Annotated in this window: 15 protein-coding genes; 14 read left to right on the top strand and 1 reads right to left on the bottom strand. The window is 71.0% G+C overall.

Annotated elements, in window-relative coordinates; genetic code table 11:
* Nucleotides 1-33 precede the first annotated feature (33 nt).
* From L1785_RS08705 to L1785_RS08670, 8 genes are all read left to right on the top strand, one after another.
* On the top strand, nt 34-1,011 hold the full coding sequence (locus L1785_RS08705; protein WP_372461847.1) for an ABC transporter ATP-binding protein: 978 nt from the start codon (nt 34-36) through the stop codon (nt 1,009-1,011).
* Entirely contained in the window at nt 1,008-2,060 is a 1,053-nt protein-coding gene (locus L1785_RS08700; RefSeq protein WP_236088827.1) for an ATP-binding cassette domain-containing protein, read from the top strand. The genes L1785_RS08705 and L1785_RS08700 overlap by 4 nt, the downstream gene beginning before the upstream one ends.
* Nucleotides 2,061-2,092: 32 nt before the next feature.
* The gene (locus L1785_RS08695) at nt 2,093-3,637 is read left to right on the top strand and encodes a glycoside hydrolase family 32 protein (RefSeq protein ID WP_236088826.1); all 1,545 of its coding nucleotides are present in this window, start codon (nt 2,093-2,095) and stop codon (nt 3,635-3,637) included.
* A 56-nt stretch (nt 3,638-3,693) separates the two neighbouring features.
* Nucleotides 3,694-5,280, top strand: coding sequence for a glycoside hydrolase family 32 protein (locus L1785_RS08690; RefSeq protein ID WP_236088825.1), 1,587 nt, complete (start codon nt 3,694-3,696; stop codon nt 5,278-5,280).
* 149 nt (nt 5,281-5,429) lie between these two features.
* Nucleotides 5,430-5,738: a hypothetical protein gene (locus tag L1785_RS08685; RefSeq protein WP_236088824.1), complete on the top strand. Its 309-nt coding sequence runs from the start codon at nt 5,430-5,432 to the stop codon at nt 5,736-5,738.
* Nucleotides 5,739-5,927: 189 nt separating this feature from the next.
* The gene (locus L1785_RS08680) at nt 5,928-6,251 is read left to right on the top strand and encodes a hypothetical protein (RefSeq protein ID WP_236088823.1); all 324 of its coding nucleotides are present in this window, start codon (nt 5,928-5,930) and stop codon (nt 6,249-6,251) included.
* Between the two features lie 4 nt (nt 6,252-6,255).
* Entirely contained in the window at nt 6,256-7,014 is a 759-nt protein-coding gene (locus L1785_RS08675; protein WP_236088822.1) for a hypothetical protein, read from the top strand.
* On the top strand, nt 7,011-7,940 hold the full coding sequence (locus L1785_RS08670; protein ID WP_236088821.1) for an ATP-grasp domain-containing protein: 930 nt from the start codon (nt 7,011-7,013) through the stop codon (nt 7,938-7,940). The genes L1785_RS08675 and L1785_RS08670 overlap by 4 nt, the downstream gene beginning before the upstream one ends.
* Here the strand turns inward: L1785_RS08670 and L1785_RS08665 are convergent.
* Nucleotides 7,912-8,790 carry an alpha/beta fold hydrolase gene (locus tag L1785_RS08665; protein WP_236088820.1) on the bottom strand — a complete coding sequence of 293 codons (879 nt, stop codon included), beginning with the start codon at nt 8,788-8,790 and terminating at the stop codon, nt 7,912-7,914. The two genes, L1785_RS08670 and L1785_RS08665, sit on opposite strands and share 29 nt — an antisense overlap.
* A 327-nt stretch (nt 8,791-9,117) precedes the next feature.
* Here L1785_RS08665 and L1785_RS08660 point away from each other — a divergent pair, with 327 nt between their 5' ends.
* From L1785_RS08660 to L1785_RS08635, 6 genes are read left to right on the top strand one after another with little or no spacing between them, the layout of a single operon-like run.
* Complete coding sequence (locus L1785_RS08660; protein WP_236088818.1) at nt 9,118-9,414, top strand: WXG100 family type VII secretion target; 297 nt, start codon at nt 9,118-9,120, stop codon at nt 9,412-9,414.
* 4 nt (nt 9,415-9,418) lie between these two features.
* Nucleotides 9,419-9,700, top strand: a complete 282-nt coding sequence (locus L1785_RS08655) for a type VII secretion target (protein ID WP_236088817.1) — start codon at nt 9,419-9,421, stop codon at nt 9,698-9,700.
* 26 nt (nt 9,701-9,726) lie between these two features.
* Nucleotides 9,727-11,106, top strand: coding sequence for a hypothetical protein (locus tag L1785_RS08650; protein WP_236088815.1), 1,380 nt, complete (start codon nt 9,727-9,729; stop codon nt 11,104-11,106).
* The gene (locus tag L1785_RS08645) at nt 11,106-11,792 is read left to right on the top strand and encodes a hypothetical protein (RefSeq protein ID WP_236088814.1); all 687 of its coding nucleotides are present in this window, start codon (nt 11,106-11,108) and stop codon (nt 11,790-11,792) included. Before L1785_RS08650 ends, L1785_RS08645 begins: the two co-directional genes overlap by 1 nt.
* Nucleotides 11,789-12,490: a hypothetical protein gene (locus tag L1785_RS08640; protein ID WP_236088810.1), complete on the top strand. Its 702-nt coding sequence runs from the start codon at nt 11,789-11,791 to the stop codon at nt 12,488-12,490. The genes L1785_RS08645 and L1785_RS08640 overlap by 4 nt, the downstream gene beginning before the upstream one ends.
* 59 nt (nt 12,491-12,549) lie before the next feature.
* Nucleotides 12,550-14,238 (top strand): LysM peptidoglycan-binding domain-containing protein, encoded by a 1,689-nt coding sequence (locus L1785_RS08635; RefSeq protein ID WP_236088808.1) that lies wholly within the window; start codon nt 12,550-12,552, stop codon nt 14,236-14,238.

Genomic DNA, 14,238 nt, shown 5'->3' with positions numbered 1-14,238 from the left:
GCTGGGGTGCACGCGCCCGGAGGCGGCACGGTCGTGTCCGCCGCCGCAGGGACCGCCACGAGCCGCGCGAGCGCGAACGGGCACGGCGCGACGCCCGTGCTCGAGGTGCGCGACCTCACCGTCGAGTACCGGGGGGAGAACCGCACCGTCGTCGGAGCCGACCGCGTCTCGTTCACCATCGGCGAGGGCGAGGTCTTCGGCCTCGCCGGGGAGTCCGGCTGCGGGAAGTCGACGGTCGCCCACGCGATCATGCGCCTGCTGCGCGCGCCCGCGGTCATCACCGGGGGAAGCGTGCGGTTCTGCGGGCGTGACGTGCTCGCGATGCCGGACGACCAGCTGCGCAGCTTCCGCTGGCGCGACGTCGCGATGGTGTTCCAGTCCGCCATGAGCTCGCTCAACCCGGTCATGACCATCGGCGACCAGATCGTCGACGTCTACACCACGCACGAGCGAGTCTCGCGCCGCGAGGCGTTGCGGCGCGCCGCCGACCTGCTCGAGCTCGTCAAGATCGACCGCTCGCGCCTGCGCGCCTACCCGCACCAGCTCTCCGGGGGCATGCGCCAGCGCGTCGTGATCGCCATGGCCGTCGCGCTGCGACCGCGGCTGCTCATCATGGACGAGCCCACCACCGCTCTCGACGTCGTCGTGCAGCAGGAGATCATGGCGCAGATCGCGGACCTGCGCCGGGAGCTCGGCTTCGCCGTGCTGTTCATCACCCACGACATGTCGCTCATGATCGAGCTGTCCGACCGGATGGCCGTCATGTACGGCGGGCGGTTCGTCGAGTCCGCACCTGCCGCGACGATCCTCGCGGAACCGCGGCACCCGTACACGCGCGCTCTGATGAACGCGTTCCCGCCGCTGACCGGACCCCGCACCGAGCTCAGGGGTCTTGCCGAGGGCGTGCGGTTCACCGACATCGGCGACCTCGTCGAGGTGGCCGGGGGCCACTGGGTGGCGCCCCACGACGAGCCCCACGACGCGCCCCGCGACCAGGAGGTCCCAGCATGAGTGCCACGACCGATCACGCACCCGGCCGGTCCGGCGACGTCACCTCCGCCGGCACGCCGGTGGTGCAGATCCGCGGGCTGGTCAAGGACTTCCCGGTCGGAGGGCTCTTCTCGCGTGCCACGTTCCGGGCACTCGGGGGCGTCGACCTCGACGTCCGGCGCGGGGAGATCCTGGCGCTCGTCGGTGAGTCCGGCAGCGGCAAGTCCACGATCGCGCGGTGCGTGGCGCGGCTCGAGCAGCCGACGTCGGGCACCCTGCGCGTCGACGGCGTCGACGTCCTGCGGACCGAGCCGCGGCGCGCGTCCCGCGCCTACCGGGCCAAGGTGCAGATGGTCTTCCAGGACCCGTTCGGTTCCCTGAACCCCGCGCACCGCGTCGAGCACTTCCTCACGAGGGCTCTCCGGCTGCACCGTCGCACGGCCTCGGCTGTCGCGCTCAGGAGCCGGCTCGCGGAGCTCATGGACACCGTCGACCTCGACCGCGCCCTGCTGGACGCCTACCCGCACGAGCTGTCCGGGGGGCAACGTCAGCGAGTCGCGATCGCCCGAGCGCTGGCGGTCGAGCCGGAGGTCATCCTCGCGGACGAACCCACGTCGATGCTCGACGTGTCGGTGCGCATCGGGATCCTCAACCTGATGCGCCGGCTGCGCGACGAGCGGGGCATCTCTCTGCTCTACATTACCCACGACCTGGCGGCGGCCCGGTACGTCGCGGACCGGACGACGGTGATGTTCGCCGGCGAGGTGGTGGAGGCGGGGGAGTCGACCGCGCTCATGGCCGATCCCGCCCACCCGTACACCCAGCTGCTGCTCTCCGCCGTCCCGGACCCGCAGCGTGCGGGGACGTTCGACCCGGCCGAGAGGGCTGCGCTCCGTGCGCAGGTGCTCGGCGCCACCACGTGCCCCTACGCGGCCGACGGGCGGTGCCGGGACGACTCGCCGGTGCACCACGCCGTCGCACCGGGCTGGACCGTGCGCTGCCACCTCTACCGCCCGCAGACCGAGGTGGCCCGCCGGGCACTCGACGTGGCCGGCACCTCCAACGCCTAGACATCGCCCGACCCAGACAAGGACAGATCTGCATGAGTGAGCCGACCGTCGGCACCGCACGACGCGCCGACGACCGGATGGTCGAACGTGCCCAGGCCGACCCCCATCGACCCCGCTTCCACTTCGTCTCGCCGGCCGGATGGCTCAACGACCCGAACGGTCTGGGCCTCTGGGACGGCACGTACCACCTCTTCTACCAGTACAACCCGTACTCGCCCGTCCACGACCGGATCCACTGGGGGCACGCCACCAGCACCGACCTGGTCCGCTGGACGGACGAACCGGTCGCGCTCGTCCCCGGCGAGACCGGACCCGACGTCGAAGGATGCTGGTCCGGCGTGCTCGTCGACGACGGCGGGACCCCGACGATCGTGTACTCCGGACGGCACGACGGGCGCGAGCTGCCGTGCGTCGCGACCGGCTCCAGCGACCTGCGCGCCTGGACGCCGGTCGAGGAGAACCCAGTCATCGCCGCCACACCACCGGGCGTGGACGTCACGGCCTTCCGCGACCACTGCGTCTGGCGGGAGGACGGCCGGTGGCGTCAGCTTGTGGGGTCGGGCATCCGAGGTCGGGGCGGCGCCGCGTTCCTGTACGACTCCACGGACCTGCGCTCCTGGGAGTACGTCGGCCCGCTGGTCGTCGGCGACGCGTCGATCGGCGAGGCGGGGGAGCCGGACTGGACCGGGACGATGTGGGAGTGCGTCGACCTGTTCCGGCTCACCGCCCAGGATGCGGCCAGGGACGTCCTCGTCTTCTCCGCGTGGGACGAGGGAGTCACCCACCACCCCCTCTACTGGATCGGCGCCTACGAGGGAGACGTCTTCACGCCGCACCGCCTGGGGCGTCTCGACTACGGCGGCCGGCACTTCTACGCCCCGCAGACCTTCCAGGACGTCCAGGGCCGACGGCTCGTGTTCGGGTGGCTGCAGGAGGGCAGGCCGGATGCCGCGAGCCTGCTCGCCGGGTGGTCGGGTGTCATGTCGCTGCCGCGGCACGTGACGCTTGCGCCGGACGGGACGCTCGCCCAGGAACCAGCGGCCGAGGTCAGCCTCCTGAGGCGCGGTGGCATCCGCACCGTTCCCGGTCGGCTGAGCGCCGGCGAGCGCCGAGTCGTCGCGATCACGGGAGATCAGCTCGACCTGGAGATCGACGTCGTCCTGACCGCCGGCAGCAGCCTGGAGCTGGACGTCAGGGCCGCCGGGCCGGTCGACGACGCCGCCGGCGAGCGCACGCGCCTCCTGCTCGAGCGTGACGGCGGCGGCGCGATCATGCTGCGCCTCGACCGCTCGCGGTCCAGCCTGGACGCCGCCGTCGACGCCACGCCCCGGTCCGGGGAGGTCCCCACCGAGCCCGACGGCGCCGTGCGCCTGCGGGTGATCGTCGACCACTCGGCCCTGGAGGTCTTCGCGAACGGCCGGCCGCTCACCGCGAGGATCTACCCCACCCGGCCCGACGCCACCGGCGTCGAGCTCGCCGCGTCCTCCGGCGCGGTCACGGTGACCCGGCTCGAAAGCTGGCACATGGCCGACGCCTGGGACCACCGCTCCCGAGAGCTCTGGCCCGGTACGCCCTGACGCACCCCGCTTCAGCAGCACGCATCAAACGCAATGACGACAGAGAGGTCGACCCTGTGACCACCATCCAGCCATCCCGCCGTGCCCTGCTCCTCGGTGCGGCCGGCGGCCTCGCCGCCGGTGCCGCCGGTGCGATGCTCGGGCCGACCAGCGCGGCAGCCCTCGCCTCCACCCGCCCAGCATCCAGCCGGACCGGAGGTCCGCACGTGAACCAGACATATCGCCCGGCGTACCACCTGAGCGTCCCGGACAACTGGAAGAACGACCCGCAGCGCCCCATCTACCTCGACGGGGAGTACCTGTACTACTACCTGTACAACGCCGACTACCTCACCGGTGGCGGTGGCACCGCCTGGCGGCTCGCCACCACCCGTGACCACGTCTCCTTCATCGACCAGGGCGTCGCCATCCCGAAGTTCACCACCGCGAACGGCGACTGCTGGTCCGGGTGCCTCGTCGTCGACCACGAGAACACGGCGGGCTACGGGCCCGGCGCCGTCGTCGCGCTCGTCACGCAGGCGCCCGCCGGAAGGCAGGCGCAGTACCTGTGGTACTCGACCGACCGTGGCCGGACGTTCCAGCCCGGCCCCATCGACCCCGTGCTGCCCAACCCTGGCGTGAACGACTTCCGCGACCCCAAGGTCATCTGGGACGACGCGCGGTCGCGGTGGTTCATGGCGAACGCCGAGGGGAACCGGATCGGGTTCTACGCGTCGGACAACCTGCACCGCTGGGAGCGCGTCGGAGAGTTCGTGCGGGACGACATCGGGCTGCTCGAGTGCCCCGACGTCTTCTCGATGCGGGCCGCTGACGGCACCGACCACTGGGTCCTCGGAGTCAGCGCCAACGGCAAGGGACGTGGGCTTCCCGCCACGTTCGCCTACTGGACCGGCAGCTTCGACGGGTCGACCTTCGTCCCGGACGGCGCGGAACCGCAGTGGCTCGACCGGGGCTTCGACTTCTACGGTGCGGTGACGTACCCGCACCACCGAGCGGACGGGACGGAAGACCCCGGCCTGCGCCACGCGCTCGGCTGGGCGAACTTCTGGGACTACCCCCACAACGCGCCCAGCCTCGTCACCGACGGCTACAACGGCGACGACATGATCGTGCGGGACGTCCGCCTCGAACGCGACGACGACGGAACCTACTACCTCGCCTCCCAGCCGACGGCGGCGCTCGCGGACCACGTCACCGTCAGCCACGAGCTCGGCGACGTCCGCGTCGACGGCACGCTCGATCTCGACGTCACCGCGCGGGCGTACGAGCTGTCGTGCGACCTCGTGTGGGACCCGGCGAACCGTCCGGGCAACATCGGGTTCGAGCTCTGCCGGGCGCCGGGAGGTGGGCGGCACGTCGCCGCGGGCGCGTACCTCGACGGCGGGTTCGCATTCGTCAACCGGCGCCCGTCCTTCAACCCGAGCGGGGGAGAGTCCCAGACACCCGTCGACCGCACGGCCGGACGCCTGCGCATCCGAGTCCTTGTCGACCACGCGAGCGTCGAGCTCTTCGTGGGCGACGGCCGGATCGTGCACTCCCACCGGGTCTTCCCGCTCGCTGGTGACAACCACATCCGGCTCTTCTCCCACGGCGGGATGGCCGTCTTCGAAGGCCTGACGGTGCGCGAGCTCGAGGTGAGCTGACCGGAATTTTTCACCCGCCCAGCATTTCGGTCATCCCCGTCCGAACGGCACCGATCCGGCCGTCCCCGTGTATCAGGGTCTCTGCGCGTCCACTCGTTCGCTGCATACGGGCACCGTCCGAGGTGTCCGAAGAAGAGGGGGCGAGAGACATGACGGAGAACGTGAGTGAAGCCGTCGACAAGGACCTCGACGCGAAGGTGTCGGCGTTCCTGACGAACTTCCGGACGGGGCTCGACGAGGCCGCGTTCACCCTGAGCTTCAGCTCGGAGTCGAGCGAGTCGAGCGAGTCGAGCGAGTCCAGCGAGACGTCCGAGACATCGGAGTCGTCCGAGATGAGCGAGGGCAAGCTGATCGACGAGTACCTGAGCAAGATCGACCCCGACCCGGCGGTCTGGGCGGACATCCTCCGTGCCAGCGCCCCGGTCCTCGACCGGCTGCGCGCCGGCCATGGCCACTGAGCCGTTCATCCCCCCGGACGCCCGGCCTCCGGTCGTCCGGACCCTGGCGGTCGAGGCGTGGGCAGCCGCAGAGCTGCTCTGCACGGTGGCCGCAGCCGCGCCGTCGCCCCGGACGGGGTGGGCGCACGATGCCCGCCCGCGCGGCGGGCGGCGGAACGATCCGCACAAGGACACGAAGGAGAGATCGTCATGACTGAGAACGAGAACAGCACGGTCCGGGCAGCTGGGGACCTCGACGAGAAGGTTCGCACGTTCCTCGGGAAGATCACGGAGGACCTCGGTCGAGGCGTCCCGGTCTTCAGCTCCGACTCCAGCGAGTCGAGCGAGACCAGCGAGACGAGCGAGGCGAGCGAGACGACCGAGTCGAGCGAGGGCCACGAGAGCGGCGGCAGCGAGGACGGAGAGGGCTCGATCCTCCTCAAGTCGCTCCTCGCGGTCGACCCGTCGGCCGACCAGTGGGGAGCTATCCTCGACCGCGCCGCGCCCCTGATCGACGAGCTCGAGCGGCGGTGACGTGATGCTCGCAGTCGTCGCGGCCGGGTACGACACGGGTGCGCACGTCCTCACCCGTCTCCTGCGCACGGCCGGGGCGAAGGCCGAGGTCGTCGAGTCGTTCACCGAGCTGTGCTGGGACCTCACCATCACAGCCGACTCGACGGCCTCGGCCCGCGTGTCCATGACATCGGGCGACACCGTGGACGCCATCGTCCTGCGAAGCGTCCCCGGCGACGACGACCCGTTCTGCAGCGCCGAGCAGTCGGCATCGTGGTGGGCCTTGCTGTCATCCTTCCCGGGACCGGTGATCGGTCGCCCGACGTCCTCCGGCATGATCGCAACCATCGACCGGCTCCGCCTCGACGACCTCCCGGTCTGGGCGGGTCGGTGGGCGCTGCGCGACGCCGTACCTGCTGGGGGTCACGGGCACGACGGCGGCTACGTACGCCCGGGCGCTGACGGAGCGCCCGGTGAGTACCTGCACGAGGTGCAGGCGGGGGAGGAGGTCGTGGACATCACGCCGTGCTCGCCGTCGTCGACCGTCCGCGTCGTCGTCGCCGGCCTGCGCACGCTCGTCGTCCCGGGCACCGGCACCGTCCCGGTCGGCGTGCTCCGGGCCGCGGCGGGAGCTTTCGCCACGGGCGCTCCCGTCCTGGCGAGCGTCGTGGTGGACCACTCCCACGACGGCCGGGTGCTCGACGTCGGGCCGGTCCCGGCCGGCCTCCTGGACTCGCCGCTCGGCGAGGCCATCGCGGCCGGGGTCCTGGAGGCGGTCCGATGATCCTCTGCCTCGGCTCGGCGGCCGACCCGACCTTTCTGCACGGCCTGAGCTCCCTGCGCCGCACCCGGGCCGAGGTCCGGGCGGTCGACGTCGTCCAGCTGATCCTCTCGGGCGGCTTCGTCCTCGACGCGGCCGATCCGCTCGCGAGCCACCTCGACGTCGCCGGCGCCCGGTACCGGCTCGCGGACGTCTCAGGTGTCTGGGTTCGGATCCCCGACCTGGTGCACGACGGCCTCGACGACGAGACCGTCCGCCGGACCTGGTCCACGTCGCGCGCCCTCTCGGCGACGCTGACGGCCCTCGCGGCGACGGGCGTGCCCGTGGTCAACCCGCCCTCGGCCGACCTGACCGGCTTCAGCAAGCCGGTCCACCTCATCCACATGGCGGCCCAGGCCGGCTTCCGGGTGCCGGAGACGTGCGTGACCAACGTCCCCGAGCGTGTGCGGGCCTTCGTCGCCGAGCACGACGGCGACGTGATCACGAAGGGCGTCAGCTCCGCCAAGACCTGGGCCCGGGCCTGGGATGCGACCGTCGACGAGGGCCGGCTCGACCTCGTCCTCGCGACGCCGATCCAGCTGCAGCGGCGCGTGCACGGGCCGGACGTGCGCGTGCACACCGTGGGTCACGACCTGTTCGCGGAGCTCATCCACAGCGAGGACGTCGACTATCGCCGCGTCCGGGGGCGGAGCCGGTTCGTCGCCACGTCGTGCCCGCCGGACGTGGCCGCCGGATGCCGCGCCCTCGTCGACCTGACCAGCACGCCGCTGCTGGGCGTCGACTTCAAGGTCGACGACCGGGACGGGAGCTGGCTGTTCCTCGAGGCGAACACGATGCCGTGCTTCCAGGGGTACGACGCGCGGGCGGGCGGCGCGATCAGCTCCAGCCTCGCGCAGTACGTCACCCGGGCGGGCCTTGCGCGCGGATGAAGCGCAAGACTCCGGCATTGAACTCTGCCGGGTGTGTGGTGAACATGCCGTGGCTGGCGCCGGCGATGTCGAGGCGTTGAACGTCGGGGATGAGCTTCTCCAACCGGTCGGTGACGGCCGTGACGTGAGCCGGGGTCCTGGTGCCCGAGACGAGCAGGGTGGGCACCCGTATCGCCTTGGCGTCGTCCGGGCCGAACCTGGGGAAGCCGGCCCGTAGCTGGGCCTTGAGCGGCCCGGCGTTCGCGACGAACCGATCGAACTGTTCCTTCGGCATCGCTGCGATGACGTCCGCGCCGGCGTTGGCCGTGACGAACGCCCGCACCGCCTCCTCGTCGTCCCCGCGGGCGAAGGCCCTCATCGCGGGTCTTGCGCCCTTTGCCCCGAACTTGATGAGGGCCACTCCTGCCCGCGGGCTGCGTAGGAACAACCTGATGATCTGGAGTGGGCGAGGTGGGATGTTGACACCCAGGACGGGGAACGCCGGCGGTTCGAGCAGTACCAGGGAGCGCAGGAGCTCCGGATGGTTCCGCGCGAGGCACAGGCCGCCAAAGCCCCCAGGGGACGAGTGGCCGACGAGGTGCACAGGCCCGGCGCCGACCGTCCGCACGAACTCTGTGAGGTCGTCGACGAACGTGTCCAGCGTGATGGTCTCGTCGGGGTCGAGCTTCTCATTTGGCCAGTAGCCCCGGCAGCTGACCGCGATGGCGCGGTAGGTGCGGGCGAACGCGTCCCATTGCTGTGCCCACACGCGGTAGTCGCCGAAGCCGCCGTGGACGAACACGACGGGTTGTCCCTGACCCTGCTCGATGTAGTGCAGGTCGATGCCGTTGACCTGGGCGGTGCTGTCCATGGCGACCTCCTTCGGACGGACGGGCGGGCGTCGGGCGAGGCGATTCCGATTGCGATGCGGATCGTGCCAAGCACAGCGTTCCGATCACCTCGGCGGCCCGAAGTCGCACGCCGGTGTCTGTGGCCACCGCAGCCCGAGGCTCCAACGAAAAACCTAGCCACCACGCACTCGTTCCGCCGGACAGCGCCACCGAGCCCTCCGGATCCACACGATCGCGTGGATCGAGCCTGGGGGTGAACGGGCGGCGTCCGCCTGGCGAAACCTCCGCTATGTACGGCTCATGTACTATCGCCCTGCTTTCGACCAGGCAACCCGAGAGGACCGATCATGGCCAACATCAACGTGACCTTCCAGCAGATGGAAGACGCCGCCCAGCAGATGACGCGGGAGGCGAGCGACATGCAGGGCAAGCTGAGCCAGCTGCGGGCGATGGTCGAGAACCTGGTGCAGGACGGCTACGTCACGGACAAGTCCTCCAAGGCGTTCGACGAGGCCTACAAGGAGCTCAACAAGGGTGGCGAGCAGGTCATGGAGGGTCTGACGGGGATCGCCGAGTACCTCAAGCAGGCCGCCGAGGCACTCCGCAGGACCGACGAAGAGCTCGCCAACGCCATCAACAAGTGACCTCATGGCTGACCTGGTAGTCACCTCGGTCGCCGTCGACGACGCTGCCAAGCAGCTCAAGGGCGTCGTCCACGAGCTCGAGAACATGAGCGAGCTGTGGGACGACGGCGGCATCTGGGGCCACAAGACGGTTGAGCGCGCGATGGACGACTTCATCGACGACTGGTGGGTCAAGCGGGAGAAGCTCCAGGAAAACCTCAAGGACCTCCAGAGCAAGATGGAGCAGGCCGCCGAGACCTGGAACAACACCGAGATCGAGCTGGCGAAGTCGCTCGAGAGCGAATAGAGCCTCGTAGAACCGAAGGAGACTCGATGAGCGCCGCCCGCGTGGGTGAGTGGCACCTGCTGGACTACGACGAGGATCCGGTGCCGGCCGAGGCGTCCGGCCTGGACGCGGTCATCCGGCACTACAAGGAGATCGCCGAGTCGATGACCACGCAGGCGGCGCTCCTCAAGAGGATCGGCGACGGCGACGAGACCCTGCTCAAGGGCGAGGCCGCCGACGCGATGCGCAAGCGCGCCCAGGAGAGTCACGAGGCGTTGGGCAAGGCCGCTGCCCGCTACGAGAACGTGCACGCAGCGCTCACTACCTACCAGCCGCAGCTCAAGACCGCACGCTCGGAGACCGGCAAGGCCTTGGCGAAGGCCGAGGACGCTGCCGCCGCCCTGAAGGGCGCCGAGGGCATGAGCGACCCGGCGAACGCGGACCGGCCGGACGACGCGCCGCCGCTCACCGACACGGAGAAGCAGGCGTCCCAGAAGCGGACGGACGCGATCGGGACGGCCAAGGGCGACCTGGAGTCGGCCAGGTCGATTGCGCGTGCCGCGATGGCCGCGCTCGACGCGGCGGCCGAGGCGGCGGCGAGGACGATCCGGAAGAACTGGAACGAGGACGGCCTGAAGCACAGCGGCTGGGAAGCCTTTGTGTCCGGGTTCAACAAGTTCCTGAAGGGGCTCGTCGAGATCCTGGGCTGGATCGGCATGGCCCTGGCCGTGCTGGCCATGATCATCCCGGGGCTGGGTGCGCTTGCGATGGCCGCCCTCGTGGTCGGGGTCGTCGCCCTCGTCGGCACGATCGCCCTCGCCGCACAGGGCGAGGAGAGCTGGCTGGCCGTTGTCTGGAGTGTCGTCGGCGTGTTCGCTGCCGTCGGAGGCATGGTCGCGGCCAAGGCGATCGCCGCGAGCGTGAAGGCCTCGAGCGGCCTGGGCAGGACGGCGATTGCCGTGCAGATGGACGACCTGGGCAGGCTGGCAGAGAGGATGGCCGTCTTCAGGAACAACATCGATGGCCCGTTTAGCGCTTTCGCGCTCAGCCGGGTGTTCTCGGGCGGGCTCAAGATCAGCGAGTCCGTGAAGAACATCTTCAAGCTGCAGTCGCTCCTCAAGATCAACCCGAATGCGTGGAAGACCTGGTCGTTCACCGGGATGATCGGCCTCGGGGGCCTCAAGGAGCTCGGCGGGATCAACGCCGCGATCAAGAGCCTCAGCGTCTTCGGGATCACGGGTGCGGGAGTCAAGCCCTGGGCGTACGTCCTCGGCTCCGGGAGCTGGTTCATCGGACTCACCAGCGGAGCGTGGAGCACCGGTGTGCCGGGTTCGTCCTTCGGGGACGACGACCTCCGCCACAGCTGGGAAGGCCGGAGCGACTGGGAGTACAACCACATGACGACCGGGGCGGGGGAGCCGATCTAGTGAGCACCACGAGCACGCAGGGTGCGGGTACGACGGAGGCCGACGGGCAGGCGTGGTCGTGGACCGTCGATCCGGTGGCCGGCTGGGTGGTGGTGCCCTCCACCACGTCAGAGTCGCCCGAGGTGATCAGCTCGTGGGAGAGCGACGTCGTCGAGGCGGTGCTCGGCTCGGTCGAACCGGGGACTCCTGAGGGTTCGGACGGGGGAGTTGTCCTGTCCGACGAGGACCGGGCACTGCTCCGTCAGAATGTCGGCCTGGCGGTCGCGAACCTCCTGAAGTTCGCCGACCACGTGGCCCCGGACGCCCGGATCGCCGCGCTCGTCGGTCTCGAGGACCGGGGCCCCGTTCCCGTGGTCGTCAGCGTCGTCATGGGCGAGCCGGGTGCGTCGGACGACACGCTCCTGGAGGTGCTGGGAGCGACCGGCGGGAACCCGGTGAACCCGCCGAACATCGAGTACTTCGAGCTGCCTGACGGCGACGGGATCCGGGTCACCCGGCTCGACCTCGACCAGGCGACCGGCGGCGTATGGCTGAGCGTCGGCGTCGGCAGGCGCACCGAGCACCCGGACGCGGTGGTGGACACCGTCCTGCTCTGGCGTACCCAGGACATCATCACCGTCGAAGCGGTGGGGGAGGCGCTCGACGAGCTGCTGCCCGCCGTACGAGTCACCCGGAGCGCACAGTGAACCAGAAACAGGCCGCGGAGCCCACCCCGGGGCGCGCGGGCAAGCCGACCGACGCCTGGGTGATCCTCCTCCCGCCCGGGTGGGCCCGGTTCCCCACGGGCGAGGGGCTCCAGCGAGAGCTGAACGACGCGATCGAGCAGGTCGTCGCGCGCGCACTGCCGGAGTCCCTGCCCCGCGACAAGGCCGAGCCGTACCGGCACATGCTCCGCGACGAGCTGCACAAGATCCTCGGCGAGGCCCGCGAGGCCGGCACCGGCGCGGTGTACCTCCCGACCGAGCCGATGGAGGGTGTGCACATCCCTGCCTCGATCGCCGAGGTGGAGGTCGTCAGCGACGCGGGCACCGACCCGGCGCGGATCGTGACGAGCATCCTGAGCGACGGGTACGAGGAGAGCGAGCTGGTCGAGCTCGACGGGCGTCCGGGCATCCGGGTGGTGCACACCGAGCACGGGATGAAACGGGACGACGACTGGCCCGAGCTGTCGACCCGGCAGGTGCTGTACGCGGTCTCCCGGGACGAGGCCGACGGCGAGTGGCTGGTCCTGTCCTTCAGCACCGTCTGGAACAGCGAGAACACCGAGCGGCTGGCCGAGGCGCTGGTCTTCTTCTTCGACGCGGTGATGACCACCTTCCGCTGGGCCGGCCCCGGTACGAACATCCTGAACCTGCCGGAGACGAGCGTTCCCGGCTCCGCGTGAGCTGCCTCGCCCGACGCACCAACCTCGACTGACGCGACACACCTGAAGACGGAGCAACCGTGCACCACGCCCCCCGCATCGCCGCCGCCCTCGCTGCGACGGTCCTGTCCACGGCTGCGGCAGCGGTCCTCATGGTCGGGACCGCACTGCCAACGGTGGCGAGCCCCGCCCTCGGGGGCCTGGCGCCCGCCGAGCTCGGCACCGCCCTCGCCATGAGCCTTGCTACGGACGAGGGCAAGGACGGCGAGAAGGTCAAGTACTACGTGATGCAGACCAAGCCGGACGGCCAGCAGGAGTTCCTGTTCGAGATCGCCCAGCGATTCCTCGGCGACGGCAACCGGTACACGGAGATCTTCGAGCTGAACAAGGGGCGCACCCAGCCCGACGGGAACGCCCTGACCGACCCGGCCGCCGTCCTGCCGGGCTGGGTGATGCAGATGCCCGCCGACGCCGAGGGCGAGGGCATCGAGTTCGGGGTGCTGCCGACGGGGCCGGCGGGCAGCGGAGGCGGTGCGGAGGCGAGCGCACCGGCGGACGACGCGTCGCCGGAGGCGTCGTCCGCGCCGTCGGTGCCGTACTACGTCGTCGGCACGACGCCGGAGGGCGAAGCCGAGTTCCTCTACCAGATCGCCGAGCGGTTCCTGGGGGACGGCGAGCGGTACACGGAGATCTTCGACCTCAACGAGGGCCGCACGCAGCCCGACGGCGGCGTGCTCACCGACCCGAGCTCCGTCACGGTGGGCTGGGTGCTCGAGCTCCCGGAGGACGCCGAGGGCGAGGGCCTGCAGAACGGCCCGCTCCCCGGTCCGAGCACGACCGCGGAGGCGAGCGCCTCCGCGTCGGACGAGGCGGGCGCGGGCGGGCAGGACGCTGCGGCGAGCGCGTCCTTGCTGGTGCCCGTCCTGATCTCCGTGGGCGCGGTGCTGCTGGTGGGCGCCGCCGCCTTCGGCGGTGTGCTCCTGGTTCGCCGGCTCCGCGCCGGGCGTGAGGAGCCGTTCGACGACAGCCTGCTGCGCACCGACACGTCGGCGTCGTGGATGGTGGACCGTGCGCTGCGGGTGCTGATCGCCGCGTGCGAGCGCGACGGCCAGGATGTGCCCGGCGCCACCGGGGTGTTCATCGAGGGCGGGGCGATGCGGCTCCGGCTCGCGAGCCCGGCCTCTCCTGCGCCGTCGCCGTGGGTGGCGAACGAGGACGGGCAGAGCTGGTCCGCCCCGCTGGCGAAGCTGCAGGCGGCCCCGGCGTCGGAGGGGTCGACGGCCCGGTTCGCGCGCCTGGTGACCATCGGCGTCGCCGAGACGGGCCGCGTGCTCGTGGACTTCGCCACGGCGCGTGGCGTGATCAGCCTGGACGGCCCGACGAGGGCGCGGCACGAGGTGCTGCGCCGGTGGCTGGGCGAGCTGACCGGCAACCCGTGGTCGAACGACCCGCGGGTCGTGATGGTTGGCAACGGCCTGCCCCAGCCCGAGCTCGCGGAGCACCTGTCGGCGATCGAGCAGGTCATACCCGAGCTGGACGCCGCGGGCGGCGGCGTGCTGGTGCTCTCCCAGGCCCCGTCGGTGGCGCTGCAGGACATGCTCGCCGCCCGGTTCGCCCGCCCGGGCTTCCGCTGGGTGGTCATCGTCCTCGGCCCGTCGCCGTCGGCGAAGTGGCGGATCACCGCGGGCGACGACGGCTGGCTGCGCAGCGGGTTCCTGCCCGACGTCCGCTACACCGAGCAGACGGCGGTGCGGCGGGGAGGCGAGTGA

Origin of the sequence: Antribacter soli (assembly GCF_021568775.1) — a bacterium.
Taxonomy (GTDB): Bacteria; Actinomycetota; Actinomycetes; order Actinomycetales; family Cellulomonadaceae; genus Antribacter; species Antribacter soli.
This window is presented reverse-complemented; position numbering and strand designations above follow the sequence as displayed.

Excerpts from the sequence above, each read along its gene's own strand:
- L1785_RS08685 (WP_236088824.1), top strand. The coding sequence starts at position 5,430 with ATGACGGAGAACGTGAGTGAAGCCGTCGACAAGGACCTCGACGCGAAG.
- L1785_RS08650 (WP_236088815.1), top strand. The coding sequence starts at position 9,727 with ATGAGCGCCGCCCGCGTGGGTGAGTGGCACCTGCTGGACTACGACGAG.
- L1785_RS08660 (WP_236088818.1), top strand. The coding sequence starts at position 9,118 with ATGGCCAACATCAACGTGACCTTCCAGCAGATGGAAGACGCCGCCCAG.
- L1785_RS08675 (WP_236088822.1), top strand. The coding sequence starts at position 6,256 with ATGCTCGCAGTCGTCGCGGCCGGGTACGACACGGGTGCGCACGTCCTC.
- L1785_RS08655 (WP_236088817.1), top strand. The coding sequence starts at position 9,419 with ATGGCTGACCTGGTAGTCACCTCGGTCGCCGTCGACGACGCTGCCAAG.
- L1785_RS08670 (WP_236088821.1), top strand. The coding sequence starts at position 7,011 with ATGATCCTCTGCCTCGGCTCGGCGGCCGACCCGACCTTTCTGCACGGC.
- L1785_RS08700 (WP_236088827.1), top strand. The coding sequence starts at position 1,008 with ATGAGTGCCACGACCGATCACGCACCCGGCCGGTCCGGCGACGTCACC.
- L1785_RS08665 (WP_236088820.1), bottom strand. The coding sequence starts at position 8,790 with ATGGACAGCACCGCCCAGGTCAACGGCATCGACCTGCACTACATCGAG.
- L1785_RS08695 (WP_236088826.1), top strand. The coding sequence starts at position 2,093 with ATGAGTGAGCCGACCGTCGGCACCGCACGACGCGCCGACGACCGGATG.
- L1785_RS08680 (WP_236088823.1), top strand. The coding sequence starts at position 5,928 with ATGACTGAGAACGAGAACAGCACGGTCCGGGCAGCTGGGGACCTCGAC.